The following is a 23,276-nucleotide window of genomic DNA, read 5'->3' on the forward strand; positions in this document are numbered from 1 at the left end:
CGGCTCGCCCGGGTGCCCGGACGCGGTCCTTACTGTAGCCGCTATTACCCGTCGGTAACTTGCGAAGGGTGTAGCGCCTCGGTGAGTACCGGCACCACCAGCGTGCGCTGCCACGGTCGAGCTCCGGCTTCGGCCAGTCGGGCGTCGATCAGCTCGGCCGGATCCTCGGCAGAATCGGGCGTTCGCCAATCCCACACCAACCGCCGCAGCAGATCCGGCATCAACAGATTCTCGACCGGAACCGATACCGATTCGCTGAGCTCGGTCATGGCTGCTCGCACGTCGGCGAGACGTGCCGCTGCGTCGGGATCGCGCCTCGCCCACCGATTGACCGGGGGAGGACCATCGAAAGACGCTGCCATGGAGGGCAATTCGGAGGTCGTCAGGGCTCGCGCGCGAGTGAGCGCCGAGGCCCACAATCGGGACGATCTGCGCTGACGGGGACCGCCGAATACCGGTAGTTGCTCGAGTTCGCGCGAGGTTTTCGGATCCGCCGTCGCCGCGGCCACGATTGCCGAGTCGGGCAGTACCCGGCTCGGTGCCACATCACGCTTGGCCGCCAATTCGTCTCGTGTGGTCCACAATTCGCGGACCGCGGCGAGAGTGCGTGGAGACTTGATCGCATGAATCCCCGATGTCCGACGCCATCTGTCGGTCTTGGGTTTGGGCGGACCGAGCGTGAGGATGTGGGCGAATTCCTGTGCCGCCCATTCCGTCTTGCCCTGCTGTTCGAGTTCGGCGGCCATCGCGTCGCGCAGTTCGAGCAGGACTTCGACATCGAGTGCTGCGTAGTTGAGCCAGGTGTCGGGTAGCGGCCGGGTGGACCAATCGGCGGCACCGTGGCCCTTCTGCAGAGCCAGGCCGAGGGTGCGTTCCACGATGGCTCCGAGCCCGACTCGATCGAACCCGGCGAGGCGGCCTGCGAGTTCGGTGTCGTAGAGGGTGGTGGGAACGAGGCCGAGTTCGGCGAGTCCCGGTAGGTCCTGATCGGCGGAGTGCAGCACCCACTCGAGCGGATTGATCACCTCGGCGAGCGGAGCGAGGTCGCCGGTGACCGGGATCGGATCGAGCAGAACCGTGCCTGCGCCGCGGCGACGGAACTGCAGCAGGTAGGCGCGCTGGGAGTAGCGGAAGCCCGAGGCGCGTTCGGCGTCGACGGCGAGGGGCCCGTGGCCTGCGGCGAGAAGCGCGGCGGCGGCGCGAACCGCGTCCGGCGTGTCCACGACGTCCGGGACGCCGTCAGCCGGGGTCAGGAGCGGAACGGCGACAGGCTCGTTCGCCTGCTCGTCCGACGTGGTGTTGTCCGACGCGTTGTCGGGGGAACTCTCGGCTGACATGAGATGAGACTCTAAGCCCTGCGGACGCTCGGACCGCCCACTATGTCCGGCTCGAACTGCGCTGACCGAGTGAGGTGATGCCCGCGGGTGGCAGACCGGCCGCGTACGCGAGGACTTCACAGAACGCCTCGACGTGCGTCGAGAGATCCTCCGACGTAGCCGTCCACGAGGCGCGTAGTTCGAGTTGGTGGGCCTTGGGTGGCCCGGCGATGTCGCCGTAGCGCACCGAACTGGTCGAGGTGACCGTGCCGCCGAGCGCGTTGAGTGGTTCCGACCGCGATTCCAGCGCGTCCACAAGCCAGCTCCAGCCGACCTCGGGCAGCAGGGGATCGTCGGCGAGGGATTCGTCGACGTCCGCTTGGATGTAGGCCACCAGTCGGAGCGTGCCGTTCCATGCTTCTGCGCCGTCGGGATCGTAGAGCAGGATCAGGCGGCCGAACGCGTCGCCGTCGCTCTGTTCGTCGACCTGCTCGGAATCGGAGTGCTTGACTTCGGCCCCGATCGCGTAGCTGTACGGCGCGAGTCGCTGCGGCGGTCGGATCGGACCGATTTCGATTGCCGGGTGTACCTGAGCCCGATGCATCGCGTCGATGGCGGCGCGGAAAGGCGCAGGTTCGGCGGTGGATTCGGGTTCGGTCACGTCACCGGACGTTAGACGCGTCACGTTGCGCTGACGCGGAGGCGCGCCGAGTCGTGATCGAACTGCGCCGGGTGTGTCGCCCTTGGTGGCAGAAGCGATTCTCGCGCGTGGCAGCATGGAAGTCGATGAACGCCGAACTGCACGCCACAGCCCCTACCCGCCGAGAACTCCCGGACGCGCCATTTCTGGCCGCGATCGCAGGTCGAGCCACCTCGCGTCGGCCGGTGTGGTTCATGCGTCAGGCCGGTCGGTCTCTGCCGGAGTACCGCGAGATTCGGGCCGGTATCGGGATGCTCGATTCGTGCTTCCGCCCCGACCTCGTGGCCGAGATCACTCTGCAACCGGTCCGTCGGCACGACGTGGACGCGGCCATTCTCTTCTCGGACATCGTCGTACCGCTCAAGGCTGCCGGTATCGATCTCGACATCGTTGCCGGGACAGGACCTGTCGTAGCTCAACCGGTGCGGTCTGCCGCGGACGTCGCCGCGTTGCCGGTTCTGTCCACCGATCAGGTGGAGCCGGTGGCCGATGCAGTGCGAATCCTCACCCGCGAACTCGCAGGTACGCCGCTCATCGGTTTCGCAGGCGCACCGTTCACTCTCGCGTCGTACCTGGTCGAGGGCGGCCCGAGCCGCAATCACGAGAAGACCAAGGCACTGATGCGCTCGGATCCCGCGACCTGGCATGCCTTGCTCGACGCGCTGGCGACCACGACGATCACGTTCCTTCAGGCTCAGCTGGCCGCCGGAGTGGACGCAGTCCAGGTGTTCGACTCCTGGGCGGGCGCACTGTCTCTCGCCGACTACCGCGAGTTCGTGTTGCCGCACTCGACCCGAGTGTTCGACGCCGTGTCCTCGGCAGGAGTACCCAAGATCCACTTCGGCGTCGGAACCGGAGAGCTGCTCGGTGCGATGGGCGAAGCCGGTGCCGACGTGGTCGGCGTCGACTGGCGGATCCCGCTCGACGACGCCGTGCACCGAGTGGGTGGCGGCAAAGCCCTGCAGGGCAATCTCGATCCCGCGGTGCTGTTCGCGGGCTGGGACGCCGTCGAGGCCGAAGTTCGACGCATCGCCGCCGAGGCGGACCGTGCGGTCGCGGCGGGTGCGCGCGGACATGTGTTCAACTTGGGCCACGGGGTGTTGCCCGACACCGATCCGGACATCCTGACGCGCGTGGTGTCGCTGGTGCATTCGTTGTGACAGCTCGGCGGTATGCCGTCGTCGGCGGCGGAATCTCCGGCCTCGTCGCGGCGTACCGCCTGCGGCAGTCCTGCGGACCCGAAGCCGAGATCACTCTCGTCGAGGCCTCGCCCCGTGTGGGCGGCACCCTGCGCACCACCCAGGTCGGCACCGACTCGCTCGACGTCGGTGCCGAGGCCTTCGTCGGTCGTCGGCCGGAGGTACCGGCACTGCTCGCCGAACTCGGTCTTGCGGATCAGCTGGTGCACCCGTCGTCGGCGCGCCCACTGGTCTATTCGGGAGGCCTGACGCATCCGCTCCCGCTCGCAACCCTGATGGGTATACCTTCCTCTGCCGAATCGGTGCGAGACCTGGTCGACAGCGAGCAGCTGCATTTCATCGAGACCGAGACCTCACGGCCGTTCCAGTGGATCGCGGGCTCCGATGTCAGCGTGGCCGATCTCGTGGGTGCCAGGTTCGGTTCTCAGGTGGTCGGCCGATCGGTCGATCCGTTGCTCGGCGGCGTCTACTCCGGTTCGGCGAGCTCGATCGGCGTCAGAGCGGCGCTGCCGACGCTGGCAGCCGCGTTGGACGGCGGAGCGGCGAGCTTGACCGAGGCAGTGCTGGCTGCACTGCCCACACCGTCACCGGGCCCGGTGTTCGGTGGGCTGCGCGACGGTTACGCGGTGCTGCTCGACGCCCTCGTCGCCGCGGCGGATGCGCGGACGGTCCTCGGAGCAGTTGTCGGTGAGATCCGCCGCGAGTCCGCCGGTTGGTTCGTCGGTGGCGTGGGACTCGTCGACGGGGTCGTGCTGGCCGTACCTGCGCCGACCCTCGGTCGTCTCATCGCCGATGTGGCACCCGAGGCGTCGCAGGCCGCGCGGAGTATCGAGCTCGCGTCGTCGGTCGTCGTCGCGCTCGCTTTCCCCACGTCGACGGAGCTGCCGCAGAATTCGGGCATCCTGGTGGCCACGGATGCGGGCCTGAACGTGAAGGCGTTCACGCTGTCGAGCCGCAAATGGCCGCACCTCGGTGAGCGTGACGCGGTACTGCTGCGGGCCTCGCTCGGCCGCTTCGGCGACACCACGGCCTCGGACCGATCCGACGAGGACTCGATCGAGACGGCGCGCAGAGACCTCGCGACGGTGGCGAGCATCGATGCCCAGCCACTGGCCGCGACGGTGCAGCGCTGGCCGGGCGGTTTACCGCAGTACGCACCGGGACATCTCGATCGCGTCGCCGCCATCGAGGCCGGAGTTGCCGATCTTCCCGGTCTCGAGGTCACCGGAGCCTGGCAGCGCGGCGTCGGGGTACCCGCATGTATTGCGTCCGCCACCACCGCTGCCGCCCGTCTGATCGAGGTGGCACGATAGGGGCCATGGCACGCCTCGATTACTCAGCGCTCAACTCGACTCTTCGCTACTTGATGTTCTCGGTCTACAAGGTCACGCCCGGTGTTCTGGGCGAGGATCGGGCTGCAGCTGCCAAGGAAGCGAAGATGTTCTTCGAAGGTCGTGAGGACAAGGGTGTTGCAGTGCGCGGGGTGTACGACATCGCCGGTATGCGCGCCGACGCCGACTTCATGGTGTGGACGCACGCCGAGCGCATCGAGGACCTGCAGGCCACGTACTCCGATTTCCGTCGCACCACCGCGCTGGGCAAGGCAAGCACGCCGGTCTGGAGCAACACTGCGCTGCACCGCCCGGCCGAGTTCAACAAGAGCCATGTTCCGGCCTTCATCGCCGGTGAGGATCCGGGCGCGTACATCTGTGTGTACCCGTTCGTCCGCTCGATCGACTGGTACCTGCTGCCCGACGACGAGCGTCGGACGATGCTCGCCGATCACGGCAAGGCCGCACGCGACTACAAGGACGTACGTGCGAACACCGTGCCCTCGTTCGCGCTCGGCGACTACGAGTGGATCCTCGCGTTCGAGGCCCCCGAACTCGATCGCATCGTGGACCTGATGCGCGACCTGCGTGCCACCGAGGCGAGGCGACACGTCCGCGAGGAAACCCCGTTCTTCACCGGCCCTCGGGTCGAGGTGGACGCGCTCGTCGAATCGCTGCCGTGACGACGACGGGCACACCCACCATCGAGGCCGTCCTGTTCGACTTCTCGGGCACGCTGTTTCGGCTCGAGGAGCACCCCTCGTGGTTCGAAGGCGTGCACGACGGCGACGGCACCCCCGTCGACGGTGCCGGAGCTGCTGAACTGATGCGCCGCATGACGGCACCGGTGGGGGAGACGGTCGAGTTCGACGACGCGACGCGTCATGCGTGGCGTCATCGCGATCTCGACCCGGCACTGCACCGCCAGGCGTACCTGCACGTGCTTGCGCAGTCCGGTGTCACCGACCCGCAGCAGGCCGAATCGGTGTACGGACGTGTGATCGACGCAGACTCCTGGACGCCGTATCCGGACACCGAGGCTGTCCTGAAAAAGCTTGCGCACGAGTCGGTTCGGGTCGGTGTACTGAGCAACATCGCGTTCGACATCCGTCCTGCCTTCGTCGATCGCGGCCTCGATCGGTATGTGAACGAATTCGTGCTCTCGTTCGAGGTCGGTCACGTCAAACCGCAACCGGAGATCTTTCGGCACGCGGTCGCGGCGTTGGGCGTAGAGCCCGCACGAACGCTGATGGTGGGCGACAGCGCCGAGGCCGACGGTGCCGCGCAGGAGATCGGGTGCAGCTTTGCGCTCGTCGATCCGGTGCCGACGGCGCAGCGGCCCGATGCACTGCTGGCAGCGTTGAGCGCGTTCGGAATTCGATGACCGGAGATGCCGGCGTTCAGCACATGGGGCACTGGGGCATGTTCCGTGCCGAATCGGACGGACGTGATGTCACCGCAATCCATCCGCAGGCAACGGACAGCAATCCCTCCCCGGTACTGGGAAACATCGTCGGTTCGGTCACCCATCGGTCGCGCATCACGTCACCGGCGGTGCGCAGGGGTTGGCTCGAGGACGGGCCGGGGCCGACGGACAAGCGCGGCAGCGACGAGTTCGTCGACGTCTCGTGGGACGAGCTGACCGATCTGTTGTCGGCCGAGTTGCGCAGGGTGGTCGACACATTCGGCAACAGTGCCATCTACGGCGGATCGTACGGCTGGGCCAGTGCCGGGCGCTTCCATCACGCACAGAGTCAGGTGCACCGATTCCTCAACTGCATCGGCGGTTACACACGATCGGTGCACAGTTACTCCCTCGGCGCTACCGGCGTCATCATGCCGCACGTGCTCGGTGCCCACTGGAAGATGTTCTCGCGCTCCACATCCTGGAACGTCATCGCCGCACACACCGAATTGCTGGTGGCCTTCGGTGGTGTCCCGGTGAAGAACACCGGTATCAATCACGGTGGGACGTCGGATCATCCGACGCGCGGGTCGCTCGACGCGATGCGCGCCCGCGGCGGGCAGATCGTCACCGTGAGTCCGCTACGCGACGACATGGACGGCGACGCGCGATGGATCGCCCCGAGGCCCGGAACCGACGTGGCGATGATGCTGGCCCTCGCCTACGTGCTGGCCGACGAAAAGCTGCACGACACAGCATTTCTCGGTACGTACTGCCAGGGTTACGCGGAGTTCGAGCGCTACCTGCTCGGTATCACGGACGGCACCCCCAAGACCCCGCAATGGGCGTCGGCGATCTGTGGCATCGAGGCCACGGTGATTGCCGACCTGGCTCGGGAGATGGCGTCGAAACGCACGATGGTGACGGTCACGTGGTCGCTGCAACGGACGCAGCACGGCGAGCAGGCCCCGTGGATGGGCGTCACATTGGCGGCAATGCTCGGTGAGATCGGCGTTCCTGGTGGAGGATTCGGGCACGGGTACGGGTCGATGAACGAGCCCGGTCTGGCGCCGGTGCCGTATCCGCTCCCGACCCTGCCGCAGGGTGTCAATCCCGTTCCCGACCTCATTCCGGTCGCTGCGATCTCGGACATGCTGCTGAATCCGGGTGGAGAATTCGATTACGACGGAAGACGATCGACGTATCCGGATGTCAAGATCGTCTACTGGGCCGGCGGAAATCCGTTCCACCACCACCAGGATCTGGGGCGGCTGCGTCGCGCTCTGGGCAGAACCGACACCGTCGTGGTGCACGATCCGTACTGGACTCCGATGGCCAAGCACGCCGACATCGTCGTGCCGTCGACCACCTCGTTGGAGCGATCGGATCTGAGCTGCACACGCAACGATCCCTTGCTCGTCGCCATGGAACCGGCCGCGGCGCGGTTCGCCGACTCCCGTGACGACTACGACACGTTCGCGCAGCTGGCTACGAAACTCGGTGTGGGAGAACAGTTCACCGAGGGACGCAGCTCGCAGCAGTGGCTCGAGCACCTGTACGAGCAGTGGCGCGGATACCTACGCGCCGCGGATGTCGAGACTCCGCACTACGAGGATTTTCGGCGCGAGGGCTCGTTTCGGATGAAGACCGAGGACGATCTGACGTTCTTCGAGGATTTCCGACGCGACCCGGTGGGCAACGCGTTGCGCACCCCGAGCGGGAAGATCGAGATCTTCTCGGCGACGGTGGCGGGATTCGATTACGACGATTGCCGCGGGCATCCGATGTGGTTCGAGCCGCAGGAGTGGCTCGGCGGAGGCCGGGCCGAGCAGTTCCCGTTGCACCTGATCGCCAACCAGCCTCGCACCAGGCTGCACAGTCAGCTCGATCACGGTGCAGTGAGCCGCGACTCGAAAATTCAGGGCCGCGAGCCGATACGCATGCATTCCTCGGCGGCGAAGGCCAGGGGAGTGACGGACGGCGATGTCGTGCGGGTGTTCAACGATCGTGGTTCGTGCCTGGCCGGTGTCGTCGTCGACGACGCGATGTTGGAATCGGTGGTTCAGTTGTCCACCGGGGCGTGGTACGACCCGCTGGATCCGGCCGATCCTGGCTCCATGTGCAAGCACGGCAGCGTGAACGTACTCACCGCAGACGACGGTGCATCCGCGCTGTCGCGTGGATGCACAGGACAGCATGTGTTGGTGGAGATCGAACGCTACGACGACGTACTGCCGCCGATCACCGCGTTCGATCCACCGGTGCGACAGAAGGTCAGAACACCACCCGCGAGATGATCTCGGCGACGAGAGCCGGCTTGTCCTCGCCCTCGATCTCCAGCGTTCCCGTCGTCACGATCTGCAGTGCCCCGCCCGACGCATCCTCGACGGAGGTCAGGGTGCTCTGCAATCGGACGTGGGCTCCGACCTTCACCGGGTTGATAAAACGAACCTTGTTGGAGCCGTAGTTGATTCCGAGCTTGGTGTTCTCGATGGTGTAGATCTGCCAGTTGAGCATCGACACCAGAGACAGGCTCAGAAATCCGTGGGCGATCGGCGCACCGAACGGGCTTTCCTTCTTCGCCCGTTCGACGTCGACGTGGATCCACTGGTGATCGCCGGTCGCGTCGGCGAAGGTGTTGACCCGTTCCTGGGTGATCTGTAGCCAGTCACTGGTGCCGAGGTCTTCGCCGACGGCTGCTTTGATCTGCTCTGGTGAGGTGAAAGTGCGCATGCTCACAGTATGGATGAAGCAGAGCCGATCAGGATGCAGGCTTGAGCGTCAACGAGATCGAGTTGATGCTTTACCTACCATTTGCACCGGTCGCGGGTGCCATTGGCCGTATGAGCCGTTTGCCCAGGTCAGCCGCTATCTATGCGCGCTGTGTCCGTCGCTGATCGATATTTACACTCAGCGCACTGTGATCGATCCTGACACCAACGAGACGGTAGGAGATTGGGACTATCTGGAGTACGACACAGTTGAGTGTGTAATTGCTGCCGTCAATTCCGAGGACAGCCTGGAACAGTTCGGCAAAGAGTACGCCAACAAGAAGTTTGTACGCGTTGAAGTGCCGCTAGGGGAGTGGTGGCTAGATCAGCGCGCCGGTAATCTACGATCCAAGCGCGGTGAATACTATTATCAGTCATGGAACGGTCAACGCTCCGAGCCGGACCTGTTCAATGTTTCCGGTGTGGCTAAACAGGTAGACATTAATGGTCTCATTGTCGGCTACGAATTATATTTAGAATTGACTCAATAGATACAAAACAACCCTAAGCCTGCCGCTTAGGTTTGTTTGCTGGGTTGAGGCCCGAATGAACGAAGGAGTCAACTAAGTTCTTTTCTAGTTGTATCAGATTTGATGCGTGCTTTTATGTCTATTTCGCTTTCGAATGCTATAGCTACTCTATGATGTGCGGTCCTCAGGGAGTCGTCATCAATCATAATGTTTTGTAGATCGTCTTGAAGGTCAGGTTCAATCAGATGTGCGTCTGCTAAGGTCGAGTCGCTGTCGTCATGAAGTCTGATTAGTTCTTCCATCGCCGATGCAAGTTGAGGTGCTTGTAACAGTCGTACCTGCTCGGCGATGCCTGGCATCGCTACAACCGCAGACTTTGTGCCTGCCCAGTCTGCATAGTGCGAAGACCCGTCACTGACATATGAATTCCAAGTATGGAGAATAATCTTGTCGCGCGTAGTCGACAGGTCGAGAAGACGGGTTGTTAGACCAAGTAGGGCGTTGCGTCGCCAGTTGTCTAGGTCTCGGTTGGTGGCATCCTTGTGCGTCCGTCGCCAGCCAAACATGACAACCGACGCCGCTATGATGGGTCCAAAGAACGAAGCCAACAGTTGGAGCACATCAATGGTCATTGTTTTCCTCGCCTATTCTTCGTTCTGAATTCCTACTCTGCGTCCGTAACGCAATGATCCTTCTTCGTGCGGCCATGTAGATTTGCCCAATAACCATGATGAAATATCGAACCACAGTGCCGATTGCTTGAGCTATTGACTTCACTGGCCTGATGCCTGCACTTTTATCTATCACGACCATCGAAGCCGTTGTCAGGCCCTTTGATAGACCTTCTAGCTTTTTGCCAGTCATCAGGATGTCTGTGTAATCTAGTCGTCTCACTCTGTAGTCTAGTTCTTCGTTGTCCTTGTCGGCGAGAGCAGCGAGGCATGTCGATTGAAAATAGTTCAGTTTCGCATTTAGGTCCAAAGCGCAGTTCGACAGCTTTGTGGCAGGTTCCTCTAGTTTGCTGTAAGTCGATCGAATGAGGTGGATGTTTCGCATTATTGTTTGGAGCGGTTCGTCGATTTCTGCTTTGATTAGAACCTGTATTATTTTCGATTGATCGGCACTAATTCGTGAAGCGATCTGTCCAACAGCCTCCGCGATATCGGTGAACGCCTTAGCTAGAGTTGTCCGTCGCCAATTGTCGAGGTCTCTATTTCGACTAGTCTTGTGTACTACGAACCAGCCGACAGTTACAAACAGGCTTGCGACTCCCACTGCTATCAGCGGCATCCAGTCTTTTAAAGTCAGGGCAGTATCCGGCGGGTTCACTGTACTGCCTTCTTGGTTTCGAGAATAAGGCTGAAATGCAAAGTGTCAACCCTATTGAGATAGCCAAGGATGTTGCCGATTTCATCGATTATCGTCGGACTCATCTGGGTTGCATTGTCCGATATAAATCGTCGCACTAGGTCGTCGCTTTGTCGATGTAGGCTGATGATCTTCTGGACCTCAATGTATAACGCTTCCGCTTCGCATATTTCGATTGTGGCGAGTAGGGAATTGGTCGAAATCATGAATCCGCTTTGATCGTCGAACTTGTTAAATCGCTTGTGTGACGAGAATTCGGTGATGTAGCTACTGATGTATTTGCTGCGTTGGGTGGACAGTTTAATTAAATCAACTGCAGTTTTAGTCAGTGTGTCCCGTCGCCACTTGGCATATTCACGGCTGTCGGTGCGTCGTTGAACCCACACCACACCGCCGAGTGATACGAACAGCGCGAGCACTGATATACCAATCGACAACGGTTGCATCTGATGATGATAGTGCCGGTGCTACGGTCGTTCAGTTACAACACACCGACACAGAAGGATAGTTCAATGGGCGTTCGTACCATCGTTGTTAGCGACTACTCGGGCGATGAACTGCCAGATGACACGAAACCGACCAAGATCACCATCCAACCAGCTGGTACAGCCGCCAAGGACGCTACGACACTCGAAATTTATGTGTCCGAGCGCGAGCTAGCCGAGCTGATCGAAAATATCGAGTCGGGCCAGCCGATTATTCCGAGGTCTCAGCCTGCCAGCAGGCCTGCCAGCCGTAGCGCGACGTCCAGCAGCGCGCCGCCCGTCAACGAGAAGCAGCGCGAGGCCTGGGCTAAGTTCCTCGAACTCAAGCCTGAGGGCAGCACCAACGCCGAGTTCGCGAGCACGCTTGAGGACTGGCTCAAAGAGAACCCGGTGAAGAAGCTCAGGGGTGACGGCAACTACGACAAGATTCAGCCGACCGAGCGCGGCATTGCTGCGCCCGTGATCGAGGCCTACGCGGCAGCTCAGTAGACGGGGCGTTACGAGAGACGCGGGTAGTTGTTGTTCTCTGCGACACGCCAGCGGGACACGGCCTGACGACAAGCACAGAGCCTTGACCTGCGAATACCAAGCATGTTGTTCGCAACATCTCGTGTTGTAGCCAGATGTCGGACACTAGGGGTAGTATCTGAACCGATCGAGAAATCGATCACACGCAGAAGAGCCCCGCCAAGGGGTTTCGAGGCGGGGTCCGTCTGATTAGGTTGCACTAGCCCGTGCCTAGCTAGGCTACTCGCTAAGAGGGTTTTCCGTCCAATTATCGGGCGTAAGGCTTCTCCGCCGTGTCCAGTAGAAAGTTGTTCGCCGTGGCGACAATTAGGCGCACCAAGCGCATCATCACCGTCCCTGTCCGTCGAGTTCGCATTACGCGGACCATCACGATCAAGCCTGTGCGATGAGCGCGGGTAAGCATCAGCCTCCGCAGGTGCCCAAGCGTGGAGGCGGTACGCAGGATCGGTCGCAGAACAACGACGGTCGTTGGCGTGACAAGCGCAGCGACGCGGGCAAGAAGCGCAAGTAGGCGCTAGGCCGAAAGAAACGCCCCGGTTCAGTGAACCGGGGCGTTTCTTTTGTCACTTGGACGGGTGTAAAACGAGACTTATGGAGTTGATGCAGTAGCGCTGGTCGGTCGGCGTGGGGTAGCCCTCACCCTCGAAGACGTGGCCGAGGTGGCTGTGGCAGGTGCGGCAGATGACCTCGACGCGGCGCATTCCGAGTGTGGTGTCTTCTTTCAGGATGACGGCGTCACTGTCGGCCGGGTCGAAGAAGGACGGCCAACCGCAGTGCGACTCGAACTTCTCGGTGCTGCGGAACAGTTCTGCCCCGCACGCGCGGCATTCGTAGATGCCCTCGGTGGTGGTGTCGGTGTATTCGCCCACGCCCGGGCGTTCGGTGCCTGCCTGACGAAGTACCGCATATTCTTCGGGGGTCAGCTTCTCGCGCCACTGAGCGTCGGTGAGCTGGACGGCCGGGGCGGAATTGTTGGCGGTTGCTGAACTCATGCTCACACGCTAATACGATTTGTCGGTCTGTGCCGTTTTCGCTGGTGACGTGCTCGGCAACAGGTAACTCGGTTCGATTCCGTCGGCCAGTCGCCCTTCGCTTCGAGCGGCGAAATAGCGTCCGACGAGAACACCGAAGATGACGACGATCAGTAGCGCCCACCCGAACGTGGTCCGCAGGTAGTCGAGCGCGCGACCGGTTTCGATCCACCGCCCCGACAGCCATCGGTCGTAGTTCATGAATCCGTAGATCGCGAGCCAGGCGGGCCAGTTACGCAGTAGCGAGTTCTTCAGTACGACGGTCATCAGTAGTGGGAACAGCATCATGGAGTAGTACATCTGGCCCAGGGAGCCGAGCAGCCAGTGCGCGGTGAGGATCAATCCGGAAGTCGTGGCGAAGAAGAACAGGCGGTCCTCGCGGCAGTACCGGTACAGCAACCACAGCGAGACGAGAACCATGATCGCGAGAACCGCACGGATGCCGAGGGTGAGAAGTTCGGGAACTCCGTAGTAGCGGCCGTTACCCACAATTGCGCTGTTGAAGTAGTCGCGAGTCTGCAGCAGGTACGGCAACGTTCGGTCGATGAAGTTCATCGGATCGGCCGACAGTGGCCAGGCGATGGCCATCATCACCACGGGGATCGCGATCGAGGTGACGAAGACCTTCCATTGACGCGTCATCAGCGGAAGTAGCAGCAGCGGTGCGAGCATCGGTTTCACGGCCAGGGTCAGTCCCATGGCGACGCCGGCCGACAGATCCTTGCGCTGGAGGAGAAATCCGAGGAAGGCCACCTCACCGAGGAGTACGAAGCCGTTGAAGTTGGTGAACACCAACGTGTTCGTCACCGTTTCGCTGACGAATGCGGCAAGCAGCAGTGCCGGTGCGGCGACCGAATCGAGCCGGAACCCGAAGATCCGCAGCAGGATGTACAGCGCCAGAAGAATTGCGATGGTGCTGGCGATGATGAACAGCCAGCGGGACCGCTCGGGATCGATGACGGCGATGGGGGAGAGCAGCATCGTTGCGCTCGGTTGATACAGGTAGTGCGGATCGACGGAGTCGAAGTTCGCCGTGTACACAGGCTGACGGTTGAGGAACGCAAGGGCCGCGCTGTACACGGGGTTGAAGTCGTTGGTGACGTCGCCGTTGACCGCTTTGATGACCACGCGCTGGATGACGGTCATGATGGCGATCGGCCACAGGGCGTACTTGATTACCTCGGCGGTCGTCCGCCCTGACCGCGGCTCCAGAAAGCTAAGTGACACCCGGGAACGGTACCCGAGGCGGTCACCGCACCGGCGTAGGACACCCCTCGCGGGTCGGGTTGCCGATGGGTCCCAGAATCAGGCGGGGCACACGGTGCCATCGGTCGGAAGCGCGGTGTCGCGCGCGTAGTTCACCGCGGCGCTCTGCAGACACTGTGATCCGCCCAGGCTCGGATGCCCGCTGCCCTGCCACGCGGCCGAGGCAACGCCTGCACCTGTCGCCCCGACCAACCCCGTGATCGACGACAGCCCGCCGTTGCCGACGATCGGGTCGCCTGCGTTGGACAGGACCAGCACCGGAAGGTCGAGAGAACTCGGCAGGGGGATCGACGGAGCCGTCGGCCAGGACGAGCAGAGCAGCGCAGTCAAGGCAGCGTCGGTGCCGTAGATCGGATACCGGTCGGTCCACTGCGACGACAGGTCGCGGACGCCCTGCGGTGACGGCCACTGTTGCCCGTCCGTGCAGCGGGAGACGAATTGACCGTCGGTGCCGTACGCGTTTCTGCCTCGTTCGGCGAGGGCCGCGAGGCCATCGGTGTCGGACCCGGCAGCCGAGGACAGGGTGTTCGCCAGGCCGGTGGCCCGCGAGGAGGCGTCACCCGCGGTCGATGCGAGAGCGAAGGTGATGCCGTCGAGAATTTCGTGGGTGGACAGTGGTGCGAATTCGCCACCCGCGGCGCGTCGGAGCAGCTGCGCGACAGCGGCCGTCGGATCGCTGCCGAGTGAGCAGTTCAGCGCGACGCACCGCTGCGCGAACGCCGCGAACGCCGCCTCTTTGCCCTGCGTTCGTTGCTCGGCCAGCGTGATCTGATCGGCGTTGACCCCGGTCGGTGAATCGAGGATCAAACGAGAAATGTTGTCGGGGAACTTTGCCGCGTAGGCCAACGCGGTGAGGGCGCCGTTGCCCGATCCGATCAGTCCCATTCGGTCCACACCCCAGAGCTGCCTCAGGCGGTCCAGGTCGTCCGCGGCGTAGGTGGTTGCGAAGGCGAGTTCCTGCGGTTGCAACGTGTCGGTGCACTCGATGGTGGCGTCTCGGCCCGCGTCGACGGCGCGGTCGACGGTGTCCGCGTCCGATCTGGTGAACTGCCCCAGCGCGTCGACGGCAGACTTGGTAGGAGACTGAGCGGTGTCGAGGATGCAGTCCACGGCAGTCGAGCGTCCGATGCCGCGTCGGTCCACCGCGACCACGGGGTGCGCCTCGAGCAGTGTCGCGAGCGGACCCGCGGCCATGGTGGCCAGGGTCGCGATCGACGAACGATCCGAACCGGACGTGAACACCAGAGGTCCTGCGTCGACGGGTGTCCGATCGAGCCGCGCTCGTAGCGCTCCGACTGCGAAGGTGCCGAGCATCTGCCCACTCGCGTCGACATCGGCTTCGTACTCCGCGCATTCGAGCGTCAGACCGGGAGTGTTGGAGGTGAGGCCGAATGTATCCAGCGTCGCGCCGGTGCAGTCGGCCCAGTCGAGATCGGTTGCCGGAACGGCAATCGCGACCGGCTCGGGAGGCGCAGCCGACGGCGACTCGGCGGGCTGACCGGGGGAGCGTTGTTCCACCGCCACGTCGGGTCGGATCGACGGACCGCCGCCACAGGCCGTGCACAACGTGGCGACGGCGAGGGCCGCGGCGAGCAACGTTCGTTTCTGCGTCACGCTGCGAGGCTATCGACTTTCGGCTCGGTGCCGCGCGCGCACCCAGCGCGTGAGCAACGTGCCGTCCGCATCGCCCAGAACGTGAGCTCGATCCATCGGCAGGTCGGACGCGTGGGCAGCGTGAGCGATGCGGCCGGCCGATCCGACAACCAGCATCGGCGAGATCGTCAGGCACAGTTCGTCCGCCGCCCCGTCGGAGACCAACTGCCCGAACAGTCCTGGTCCGCCCTCGCACAGGATGCGGTGAAACCCGAGATCGTCGAGAGTCGCGACGATGTCGCCGGTCGACACCGTGTCGCCGGATACCTCGATCACCGTCACACCCGCCGTTCGAAGCGCGGCCACCTTCGAGCCGTCGGCCGCGGCCGAGGTCACCACCACCGGCTTCACCTCGGTGTCGGTGACCAATCGAGACTCCGCGTCGATCGAACCCGACGCGGTGACCACCACGATCGTCGGAACCGGTGCCAGTCCGCTCGCTACCCGCCGTGCCTTCTCCTCGGCGGATAACGAGACGCCGCCGTAGTTCTCGGCTCGAGCGGTCCCGGCACCGACCAGAACCGCATCACAGAGTTCTCGCAGGATGCCGAACAACCGGGCATCGGCGGGGGTACCCAGACCGGCCGAAGCGCCGTCCGCGGTGACCGATCCGTCGATGCTGGAGACGAAGTTGGTCCGGATCCACGGTCGGTTCAGATCCTCCGGGTAGGCATGCAGCGCGCGCACTGCATCGTCGTCCACGTCGGAGCCGACGGTGAGGTCCGTTGTGAGGTAGGTCCCAATATCGAGAAGCTGCATGAGAGTGATCAGACCACGTCGTTACGCTCGACGAATGCCTGCACGCCTTGTCGACCGAAATCCCGTGGTCCCGTCCGATCAGTTGATCGCGCAGATGGTCCCGCCGGCGATGTTCGACGACGTCAGTTTCTCCTCGTACATCCCCGACCCCAAGGAGCCGACGCAGGCTGCTGCGGTTGCGAAGGCCGAGGAGTTCGCGAACAAGGTGCAGAAGATCCGCGGCAAGGGCAAGCGTGGCCTCTTCGGCAAGAAGACCCCGGCCATCGGTGCCGGGCTGTACCTCGACGGCGGCTTCGGTGTCGGTAAGACCCACTTGCTCGCATCGATCTATCACAGCGTCCCCGAGCCCAAGGCGTTCGGCACGTTCGTCGAACTCACCCACGTGGTCGGTGCGCTCGGATTCAACAAGGCACTCGAAGAACTCTCGAACCACAGCGTCCTGTGTATCGACGAGTTCGAGCTCGACGATCCGGGCGACACGATGTTGGTCTCGCGTCTGCTCTCCGAGCTCTCGCAGCGCGGAGTGTCGATAGTTGCGACGTCGAACACTCTGCCCGGGCAGCTCGGCGAGGGCCGATTTGCCGCCGAGGACTTCATGCGAGAGATCAAGAAGCTCGGTTCGATCTTCGAGTCCATTCGTGTCGACGGCCCCGACTACCGCCACCGCGATCTGCCCCCGGCTCCGGAGCCGACGTCCGAGTCCGAGCTGATCGAGCGCGCCGATACCGTCGAGGGCGCAACCCTGGACGACTTCGACGAGCTGCTGGCGCACCTGAGCACGCTGCACCCCTCGCGCTACGGCAAGTTGCTCGACGGAGTTCCCGCGGTGTTCCTGAAGAACGTGCATCCGGCGTCCGATCAGGCCATCGCCCTGCGACTGGTCGTTTTGGCCGACCGTCTGTACGACGCGGGCATTCCGGTGACGGCCTCGGGCGGCAAACTCGACGAGATCTTCACCGAGGAGATGTTGGCCGGCGGCTACCGCAAGAAGTACCTACGTGCCACGTCGCGTCTGCTGGCGTTGTCCCGCTTCGCCGCCGTCGGTTGACCTGCTTCAGAGCTGAACCTGCATGACGTAGTCGTCGTGCGTCTGGTCACCGACGACGAAAATCTTGGTGCCGACTATCTCGAATCCGTGTTTGGCGTAGAACTTCTGCGCCCGCACGTTCTGCTGGTTGACGCCCAACCACGCTGCAGCGCAACCGGATTCGCGTGCATGGCTCACCGAGAATGTCATCATGCGCGCCGCTGATCCGCTGCCGTGCGCGGTCGGTGTTACGTAGAGTTTGCTGATTTCCATGGTCGGGGTGTGCGAGAGGGCGGCGCGAACGGCGGGGTCCGCGGGCGTCCCGGACACGAGCATGGCGTAACCCACCACGTCGGCGTCGGGTGTTTCGTCGATCAGAACAGTTCTGCTCGCGTCGGCGATGTAGCCCTCGAAGTGCTTGGCCGACAACACGTTCGAGATGAACCGATCGATGTCCTCGGGTCGGGTTCCCGGCGGGCAGGCGAGCGGGAAGGTGGCCGCAGCCACCTCGGCTACGCGGTGCGCGTCGTCGATCGTGGCAACTCGGACCGTCACAGCAGATCCACCGCGTTCTTGGCATCGCGCAACGACAGACCCGTTCGGTCGCGCAGGAGCTTGATCGCAGCGATCGCCTTGCCCTCGGACTTGAGCGTGCTCAAACGAGGAATCAAGTCGTCCCACGGCACCGGGCCCGCCTGTGCGGCATCGAGGATCGTCGACGAGGGTGGGAACTGCCCACCGCGCTGGAGGGATTCGATGGCGTTCTTCGCATCGAGGAGCCCGGCACCTGTTCGTTCACGAAAGATCTTGATGGCCTGGATCTTCTTGTTCGCGGCCAACAATTGATGAATGTCTGCCCGGGCGCTGTCGTCGAGGCCGATCAGCCTGATGTTGCGTGAGGTCTCGGGGGACGAGCCGGGCTTCTTGCGGGCCAACAACCACGCCGCCAGCACCGCCGCATCGATAAGGATCAGCGCAACGATGAACCATCCCCAGGTCGGCATGCCTTAGTAGACCACTTCAGCGTGACGGGTCGAAGAGCGGGACGACCACCGAGGAATCGGACGTGGGGGAACCGAACAACGAGACGGCGCCGTCGAGGGTCTTCGCTGCTGCGTCGTATTTGACGGGAGCGAGGTCGTGGCCGGCTCCCTCAATGTCTACGAGCAGCGTCGGGGCTGGTACCAGCGTGAGGGCCGCACTCAGTTCGGCTGTGGTGCCGAACGGATCCCGCGTGCCGTGCACCACGACCGTCGGCGTTCGCAGTTCGGGAAGATGTTGGGTACGAGCCTTTTCCGGTTTACCCGGCGGGTGCAGGGGATAGGACGTAAGAACGAGTCCGTCGACCAGATCCGGGCGTTCGGCCGCGATCATCGCCCCCTGCCTACCGCCGTAGGAATGCCCACCGAACGCGATGAAGCCGGTGGTATCGGTGCGAAGTCGTTCTATCGCGGCGACGATTCCCAGCCGATCCTCGGCCGACCGGGACGGGTGCGGCGGACCCTTGGGCTTGCGCACTCGAAACGGAAGGTCGAACCGCAGCACCGTGAAGCCGGCTGCGGTCCACACCGTGGCGATGCGCTGCAGTAGAAGCGACTCGCAGTTACCGCCCGCACCGTGAGTGAGTGCGAGGCCGCCCCGTGACGGTATCGAGGGTGTGTGCAGAAACGCGACGCCCCCGCCGAGTTCGATATGGGCGGGGGCGTCGGGACCGTCGAGATCAGGCATCGTGGGAGGACGTTACCTTTTTCTCGGTGTCGGCGTGGTCTCTGTCAGTGGAGCTGTCGGAGTCGGTGGAGTCCTGGTCGTCTGCGTCCACCAGCTCACCGCTGTCGTCGACCATGTCCGCGAAGGCGGTTCCCGCGACGGTGCCGTTGGTTCCCGGCAGGGCCACGGTGGGCCGGGCACCGGGTCGATACCGATCGTCGAGGCCCTCGACGGACTTCTTCGCCTCCTCCAGGGTGGCGTCGTCGACTGTGGGTTCGCTCTGAGCATCGTCCGACACGTGAGTGTCCTTCCATCGAAGTGTGTGCGTCGTCTCCACTGTGCACTTCTATGGCGTGAATCACCACATCTTGAACAATGAACACAAAAAAGACCCCCTCGAAAGGGGGTCTGATCTGTTCTGCTCTGGTGCGCGATACTGGGATTGAACCAGTGACCTCTTCCGTGTCAGGGAAGCGCTCTCCCGCTGAGCTAATCGCGCGTGTCCTCGCATCGATCTTGCAATCGATGCACTAGCGAGGTGGAGACGGGAATCGAACCCGTGTGCACGGCTTTGCAGGCCGTTGCCTCACCACTCGGCCACTCCACCATGGGTCGAGACCCTCGAGCGGATGACGGGATTCGAACCCGCGACCCTCACCTTGGCAAGGTGATGCGCTACCACTGCGCCACATCCGCATACCCCGGAGGCGCTCACTGCTGGGCAGTTGTTGTCTCCGTGGTGCGGGGAAAACATTAACCCAACGGGAGTGAAACTCACAAATCTCGTGGTCAGCTGCGGAATTCGCGCATTCGGACCGTGTGAAAGGTGTGAAAGCAGTGGCGTGACGGCACTCGACGGGGCATCTGACGACGAGTCCGACGGTCGAGCAGGCGATTCGGTTCGCTCCAACACCTCGTGTTAATGTTTTGCCTCGTTCGGTCCCGTGGCTCAGTGGAAGAGCGTCCGCTTCACACGCGGAAGGTCGCTGGTTCGATCCCAGCCGGGACCACAGAAGAGAAGGCCCGCACCGCTCGTCGGTGTGGGCCTTCTTCGTGTACGGCGGCCGGTAGCCTGAGCCGGTGAGCACCGAAGAGTCGAAACGCCAGGCCGTGGACGCCGAGCAGGGTCCGGCCGACACCGTGAAGAAGAAGCACCGGCGTTTTCGGGCGCGCATTGCCGAGAACAAGTCGCTCGACCTGGCGTACCGCATCACGGTCGGCGTGGTCGGAACAGTGGTACTGATTCTCGGTGTTCTCGCCATTCCGTATCCAGGCCCCGGCTGGCTGATCGTGTTCGCGGGCCTGGGCATTCTGGCCTCGGAGTTCGAGTGGGCAAAGCGGGCACTGCGGTTCGTCCGCAAGAGGTACGACGCGTTCATGGACTGGTTCTCGAAGCAGTCCATCGTGATCAAGGCACTCGGCGTCCTGTTCACCACCGTCGTGGTGCTCGCGACGCTGTGGTTGCTCGGTACTTTCGCACTGGTCGGGGGTTGGTTCGGCCTCGAATGGACGTGGCTCGAGAGCCCGATCTGACGTACGCGTCGCGCTGAGGCCAATCGAGTGGACCGTTGCCGATAGGCTGTCAGAGGCTTTCCTGGCCGCAACAACCGATCGAGGAGTACATCGCTGTGAGCATGCCCGTTGTCGCCGCTGTTTCGCCCGCCCGCATCATGGTGCCGGCCGGAACGACGGCAGGTACGGCGCTCCGCGACACCGGCCTGCCGAACAAGGGACCCGACGCCATCGTCGTCGTGCGTGATCCCGACGGCAAACTCCGCGATCTGTCGTGGGCACCGGAGGGCGACATCGAAGTCGAGCCGGTTCCGGCGAACACCGAGGACGGCCGAAGCGTCATCAGGCATTCGGCTGCACACGTGCTGGCGCAGGCCGTTCAGGATCTCTTTCCCGGCACCAAACTGGGCATCGGACCGTTCATCAAGGACGGCTTCTACTACGACTTCGACGTACAGCAGCCGTTCACCCCCGAGGACCTGACTGCGCTCGAGAAGAAGATGAAGCAGATCGTCAAAGCCGGACAGCGGTTCTCGCGTCGGGTGTACGAATCGGTCGAGCAGGCTCGCGAGGAACTGGCGAACGAGCCGTACAAGCTCGAGCTGATCGACGACAAGTCCGGGATCGACGACCCGGAGGTCATGGAGGTCGGCGCGGGAGAGCTCACTGCCTACGACAACCTCAATCCCCGCACCGGCGAGCGCATCTGGGGCGATCTGTGCCGCGGCCCGCACATCCCCACCACCAAGTACGTGCCCGCGTTCAAACTCACCCGCAGTTCGGCGGCCTACTGGCGCGGCAATCAGGACAACGCAGGCCTGCAGCGCATCTACGGCACCGCGTGGGAGTCCACCGAAGCCCTCGATGCGCATCTCGAACTGTTGGCCGAGGCAGAGCGTCGTGATCACCGCAAGCTCGGGTCGGAGCTGGACCTGTTCAGCTTTCCCGACGAACTGGGCTCCGGTCTGCCGGTGTTCCATCCCAAGGGTGGGGTGATTCGCAACGAGTTGGAGAACTACTCGCGCCAACGGCACATCGAAGAGGGCTACGAGTTCGTCAACACCCCGCACATCACCAAGGGCCATCTGTACGAGGTCTCGGGTCACCTCGATTGGTACCGCGACGGCATGTTCCCGGCGATGCACCTCGATGCCGAACTCGACGAGAACGGCGACGTCCGCAAGCCCGGCCAGGACTACTACCTCAAGCCGATGAACTGCCCGATGCACAACCTGATCTTTCGATCCCGCGGCCGCTCGTACCGCGAACTGCCGTTGCGCCTGTTCGAGTTCGGCTCGGTGTACCGGTACGAGAAGTCCGGCGTCATCCACGGTCTGACGCGAGTGCGCGGCATGACCCAGGACGACGCGCACATCTTCTGCACCCGCGAGCAGATGCGCGGAGAGCTCACCACCACCCTCGAATTCGTTCTCGGACTGCTCAAAGATTACGGTCTGGACGACTTCTATCTCGAACTCTCCACCCGCAATCCGGAGAAGTCCGTCGGCAGCGACGAGGTCTGGGAAGAGGCGACCAACACCCTCGCCGAGGTCGCGGCGGCGTCGGGCCTGAATTTGGTTCCCGATCCGGGCGGTGCTGCTTTCTACGGACCGAAGATCTCGGTACAGGCCAAGGATGCGTTGGGTCGCACCTGGCAGATGTCGACCATTCAGCTCGACTTCAACCTGCCCGAACGCTTCGAGCTCGAATACACCGGCTCGGGTGGCACCAAGGAACGCCCCGTGATGATTCACCGAGCGCTGTTCGGTTCCATCGAGCGCTTCTTCGGGGTGCTCACCGAGCACTACGCGGGAGCGTTTCCGGCGTGGCTCTCACCGGTTCAGGTCGTCGGGATTCCCGTTGCCGAGGTCTACCAGGACCACCTGTTCGCGGTGGTGAAAGAACTGAAGAAACGCGGAGTGCGGGCCGAGGTGGACGCCAGTGACGATCGCATGCAGAAGAAGATCTTCAATCAGACCGCACAGAAGATCCCGTTCATGCTTCTCGCCGGCGAACGCGACGTCGAGGCCGGTGCTGTGAGCTTCCGATTCCGGGACGGCACCCAAGTGAACGGTGTTCCCGTTGCAGAGGCCATCACCCTGGTCACCGACTGGATCGCCCAACGCAACAACGCATCACCGACTGCCGAGCTCGTGCGGACCAGCATCGCAGGAGTGAGCTGATCATGCCGGAACAGGACGCGTCGATCGTCGTCACCGGTGCCGGTGAGCCCGATCGGCTGCAACGACTGTGGACTCCGCACCGCATGTCCTACATCGCCGAGGCTCCCCAGAGCTCGGCGAAGTCCAACGAGCCGTTCTCGGACATCCCGAAGATGAGCGACGAGGACGGTCTCGTCGTCGCTCGTGGTGAGTCGGTCTACGCGGTACTCAACCTGTACCCGTACAACCCCGGCCACACCATGATCGTGCCGTACCGCCGCGTCGCGGCACTGGAAGATCTCACGCCCGCCGAGAGCGCCGAACTGATGTCGTTCACGCAGCAGATGATTCGCGTCATCAAGCGGGTGTCGCGTCCACACGGCTTCAACGTCGGACTCAACCTGGGCGCTGCCGCGGGCGGGTCGTTGGCCGAGCACCTGCACCAGCACATCGTGCCGCGGTGGGGTGGCGATGCGAACTTCATCACCGTGATCAGCGGCGCCAAAGTCATGCCGCAGTTGCTCCGCGACACTCGGGCCCTGCTCGCCTCGGCCTGGAACGAATGAACAACAGGCGAGAGGAGCAC

General features: G+C 63.2%; 25 protein-coding genes and 4 tRNA genes. 12 read left to right on the forward strand and 17 right to left on the reverse strand.

From position 1 onward, the window contains the following. Nucleotides 1-44 precede the first annotated feature (44 nt). Both ACNEOT_RS14360 and ACNEOT_RS14365 read right to left on the reverse strand, forming a co-directional pair. Nucleotides 45-1,337, reverse strand: coding sequence for an HRDC domain-containing protein (locus ACNEOT_RS14360; RefSeq protein ID WP_415974672.1), 1,293 nt, complete (start codon nucleotides 1,335-1,337; stop codon nucleotides 45-47). Between the two features lie 40 nt (nucleotides 1,338-1,377). After that, entirely contained in the window at nucleotides 1,378-1,920 is a 543-nt protein-coding gene (locus ACNEOT_RS14365) for a DUF3000 domain-containing protein (RefSeq protein ID WP_415975181.1), read from the reverse strand. 182 nt (nucleotides 1,921-2,102) lie between these two features. On the opposite strand from ACNEOT_RS14365, the gene hemE reads away from it, so the two are divergent. From hemE to ACNEOT_RS14390, 5 genes are read left to right on the forward strand one after another with little or no spacing between them, the layout of a single operon-like run. Then, the gene (hemE, locus tag ACNEOT_RS14370; protein WP_415974673.1) at nucleotides 2,103-3,176 is read left to right on the forward strand and encodes a uroporphyrinogen decarboxylase; all 1,074 of its coding nucleotides are present in this window, start codon (nucleotides 2,103-2,105) and stop codon (nucleotides 3,174-3,176) included. Next, nucleotides 3,173-4,528, forward strand: coding sequence for a protoporphyrinogen oxidase (locus ACNEOT_RS14375; RefSeq protein ID WP_415974674.1), 1,356 nt, complete (start codon nucleotides 3,173-3,175; stop codon nucleotides 4,526-4,528). The genes hemE and ACNEOT_RS14375 overlap by 4 nt, the downstream gene beginning before the upstream one ends. 5 nt (nucleotides 4,529-4,533) lie before the next feature. Then, complete coding sequence (gene hemQ, locus ACNEOT_RS14380; protein WP_415974675.1) at nucleotides 4,534-5,229, forward strand: hydrogen peroxide-dependent heme synthase; 696 nt, start codon at nucleotides 4,534-4,536, stop codon at nucleotides 5,227-5,229. Continuing rightward, nucleotides 5,226-5,930: an HAD family hydrolase gene (locus ACNEOT_RS14385; protein WP_415974676.1), complete on the forward strand. Its 705-nt coding sequence runs from the start codon at nucleotides 5,226-5,228 to the stop codon at nucleotides 5,928-5,930. Before hemQ ends, ACNEOT_RS14385 begins: the two co-directional genes overlap by 4 nt. After that, nucleotides 5,927-8,248, forward strand: coding sequence for a molybdopterin-dependent oxidoreductase (locus ACNEOT_RS14390; RefSeq protein ID WP_415974677.1), 2,322 nt, complete (start codon nucleotides 5,927-5,929; stop codon nucleotides 8,246-8,248). The genes ACNEOT_RS14385 and ACNEOT_RS14390 overlap by 4 nt, the downstream gene beginning before the upstream one ends. Here the strand turns inward: ACNEOT_RS14390 and ACNEOT_RS14395 are convergent. Further along, complete coding sequence (locus tag ACNEOT_RS14395; protein WP_179276283.1) at nucleotides 8,226-8,684, reverse strand: MaoC family dehydratase; 459 nt, start codon at nucleotides 8,682-8,684, stop codon at nucleotides 8,226-8,228. The genes ACNEOT_RS14390 and ACNEOT_RS14395 overlap by 23 nt on opposite strands. Between ACNEOT_RS14395 and ACNEOT_RS14400 the strand changes: the two genes are divergently transcribed. Beyond that, nucleotides 8,683-9,213 (forward strand): hypothetical protein, encoded by a 531-nt coding sequence (locus tag ACNEOT_RS14400; RefSeq protein ID WP_415974678.1) that lies wholly within the window; start codon nucleotides 8,683-8,685, stop codon nucleotides 9,211-9,213. The two genes, ACNEOT_RS14395 and ACNEOT_RS14400, sit on opposite strands and share 2 nt — an antisense overlap. Before the next feature lie 68 nt (nucleotides 9,214-9,281). On the opposite strand, the gene ACNEOT_RS14405 is transcribed toward ACNEOT_RS14400, so the two are convergent. From ACNEOT_RS14405 to ACNEOT_RS14415, 3 genes are read right to left on the reverse strand one after another with little or no spacing between them, the layout of a single operon-like run. Then, nucleotides 9,282-9,824, reverse strand: a complete 543-nt coding sequence (locus ACNEOT_RS14405) for a hypothetical protein (protein ID WP_415974679.1) — start codon at nucleotides 9,822-9,824, stop codon at nucleotides 9,282-9,284. Then, nucleotides 9,814-10,521, reverse strand: coding sequence for a hypothetical protein (locus ACNEOT_RS14410; RefSeq protein ID WP_415974680.1), 708 nt, complete (start codon nucleotides 10,519-10,521; stop codon nucleotides 9,814-9,816). The genes ACNEOT_RS14405 and ACNEOT_RS14410 overlap by 11 nt, the downstream gene beginning before the upstream one ends. Beyond that, entirely contained in the window at nucleotides 10,518-11,006 is a 489-nt protein-coding gene (locus ACNEOT_RS14415) for a hypothetical protein (RefSeq protein ID WP_415974681.1), read from the reverse strand. Before ACNEOT_RS14415 ends, ACNEOT_RS14410 begins: the two co-directional genes overlap by 4 nt. 66 nt (nucleotides 11,007-11,072) lie before the next feature. Here ACNEOT_RS14415 and ACNEOT_RS14420 point away from each other — a divergent pair, with 66 nt between their 5' ends. Next, nucleotides 11,073-11,534 carry a hypothetical protein gene (locus ACNEOT_RS14420; protein WP_415974682.1) on the forward strand — a complete coding sequence of 154 codons (462 nt, stop codon included), beginning with the start codon at nucleotides 11,073-11,075 and terminating at the stop codon, nucleotides 11,532-11,534. A 602-nt stretch (nucleotides 11,535-12,136) separates the two neighbouring features. Here the strand turns inward: ACNEOT_RS14420 and msrB are convergent. The 4 genes from msrB to ACNEOT_RS14440 form a co-directional block, all read right to left on the reverse strand. Then, nucleotides 12,137-12,565 carry a peptide-methionine (R)-S-oxide reductase MsrB gene (gene msrB, locus ACNEOT_RS14425; RefSeq protein WP_415974683.1) on the reverse strand — a complete coding sequence of 143 codons (429 nt, stop codon included), beginning with the start codon at nucleotides 12,563-12,565 and terminating at the stop codon, nucleotides 12,137-12,139. A 9-nt stretch (nucleotides 12,566-12,574) separates the two neighbouring features. After that, nucleotides 12,575-13,831, reverse strand: coding sequence for a glycosyltransferase family 87 protein (locus tag ACNEOT_RS14430; protein ID WP_415974684.1), 1,257 nt, complete (start codon nucleotides 13,829-13,831; stop codon nucleotides 12,575-12,577). A gap of 78 nt (nucleotides 13,832-13,909) precedes the next feature. Next, the gene (locus tag ACNEOT_RS14435) at nucleotides 13,910-15,484 is read right to left on the reverse strand and encodes an alpha/beta hydrolase (protein WP_415974685.1); all 1,575 of its coding nucleotides are present in this window, start codon (nucleotides 15,482-15,484) and stop codon (nucleotides 13,910-13,912) included. A 9-nt stretch (nucleotides 15,485-15,493) separates the two neighbouring features. Continuing rightward, nucleotides 15,494-16,282 (reverse strand): pyrimidine reductase family protein, encoded by a 789-nt coding sequence (locus ACNEOT_RS14440; protein ID WP_415974686.1) that lies wholly within the window; start codon nucleotides 16,280-16,282, stop codon nucleotides 15,494-15,496. Between the two features lie 34 nt (nucleotides 16,283-16,316). On the opposite strand from ACNEOT_RS14440, the gene zapE reads away from it, so the two are divergent. Further along, nucleotides 16,317-17,330, forward strand: a complete 1,014-nt coding sequence (gene zapE, locus ACNEOT_RS14445) for a cell division protein ZapE (RefSeq protein WP_415974687.1) — start codon at nucleotides 16,317-16,319, stop codon at nucleotides 17,328-17,330. 6 nt (nucleotides 17,331-17,336) lie between these two features. Here the strand turns inward: zapE and ACNEOT_RS14450 are convergent, their stop codons facing one another. From ACNEOT_RS14450 to ACNEOT_RS14480, 7 genes are all read right to left on the reverse strand, one after another. Next, nucleotides 17,337-17,864: a GNAT family N-acetyltransferase gene (locus ACNEOT_RS14450; RefSeq protein ID WP_415974688.1), complete on the reverse strand. Its 528-nt coding sequence runs from the start codon at nucleotides 17,862-17,864 to the stop codon at nucleotides 17,337-17,339. After that, nucleotides 17,861-18,313: a hypothetical protein gene (locus ACNEOT_RS14455; RefSeq protein WP_415974689.1), complete on the reverse strand. Its 453-nt coding sequence runs from the start codon at nucleotides 18,311-18,313 to the stop codon at nucleotides 17,861-17,863. Before ACNEOT_RS14455 ends, ACNEOT_RS14450 begins: the two co-directional genes overlap by 4 nt. Nucleotides 18,314-18,329: 16 nt before the next feature. Continuing rightward, nucleotides 18,330-19,037 (reverse strand): alpha/beta fold hydrolase, encoded by a 708-nt coding sequence (locus tag ACNEOT_RS14460; protein ID WP_415974690.1) that lies wholly within the window; start codon nucleotides 19,035-19,037, stop codon nucleotides 18,330-18,332. Continuing rightward, on the reverse strand, nucleotides 19,030-19,314 hold the full coding sequence (locus tag ACNEOT_RS14465) for a hypothetical protein (protein WP_415974691.1): 285 nt from the start codon (nucleotides 19,312-19,314) through the stop codon (nucleotides 19,030-19,032). The genes ACNEOT_RS14460 and ACNEOT_RS14465 overlap by 8 nt, the downstream gene beginning before the upstream one ends. Before the next feature lie 126 nt (nucleotides 19,315-19,440). Next, nucleotides 19,441-19,515: transfer RNA gene (locus ACNEOT_RS14470), tRNA-Val, on the reverse strand. Nucleotides 19,516-19,552: 37 nt separating this feature from the next. Further along, nucleotides 19,553-19,623, reverse strand: a tRNA-Cys gene (locus ACNEOT_RS14475). A gap of 17 nt (nucleotides 19,624-19,640) precedes the next feature. Then, a tRNA-Gly gene (locus ACNEOT_RS14480) sits at nucleotides 19,641-19,712 on the reverse strand. A 242-nt stretch (nucleotides 19,713-19,954) separates the two neighbouring features. Here ACNEOT_RS14480 and ACNEOT_RS14485 point away from each other — a divergent pair. From ACNEOT_RS14485 to ACNEOT_RS14500, 4 genes are all read left to right on the forward strand, one after another. Beyond that, nucleotides 19,955-20,026: transfer RNA gene (locus tag ACNEOT_RS14485), tRNA-Val, on the forward strand. A gap of 100 nt (nucleotides 20,027-20,126) precedes the next feature. Beyond that, the gene (locus tag ACNEOT_RS14490) at nucleotides 20,127-20,549 is read left to right on the forward strand and encodes a TIGR02611 family protein (protein WP_415975183.1); all 423 of its coding nucleotides are present in this window, start codon (nucleotides 20,127-20,129) and stop codon (nucleotides 20,547-20,549) included. A gap of 101 nt (nucleotides 20,550-20,650) precedes the next feature. Then, nucleotides 20,651-22,711, forward strand: a complete 2,061-nt coding sequence (gene thrS, locus ACNEOT_RS14495) for a threonine--tRNA ligase (protein ID WP_415975184.1) — start codon at nucleotides 20,651-20,653, stop codon at nucleotides 22,709-22,711. 2 nt (nucleotides 22,712-22,713) lie between these two features. Beyond that, the gene (locus tag ACNEOT_RS14500) at nucleotides 22,714-23,256 is read left to right on the forward strand and encodes an HIT family protein (protein ID WP_415974692.1); all 543 of its coding nucleotides are present in this window, start codon (nucleotides 22,714-22,716) and stop codon (nucleotides 23,254-23,256) included. The last annotated feature ends 20 nt before the right edge of the window (nucleotides 23,257-23,276 follow it).

This window comes from Rhodococcus sp. 077-4, assembly GCF_047782425.1.
Taxonomy (GTDB): Bacteria; Actinomycetota; Actinomycetes; order Mycobacteriales; family Mycobacteriaceae; genus Rhodococcoides.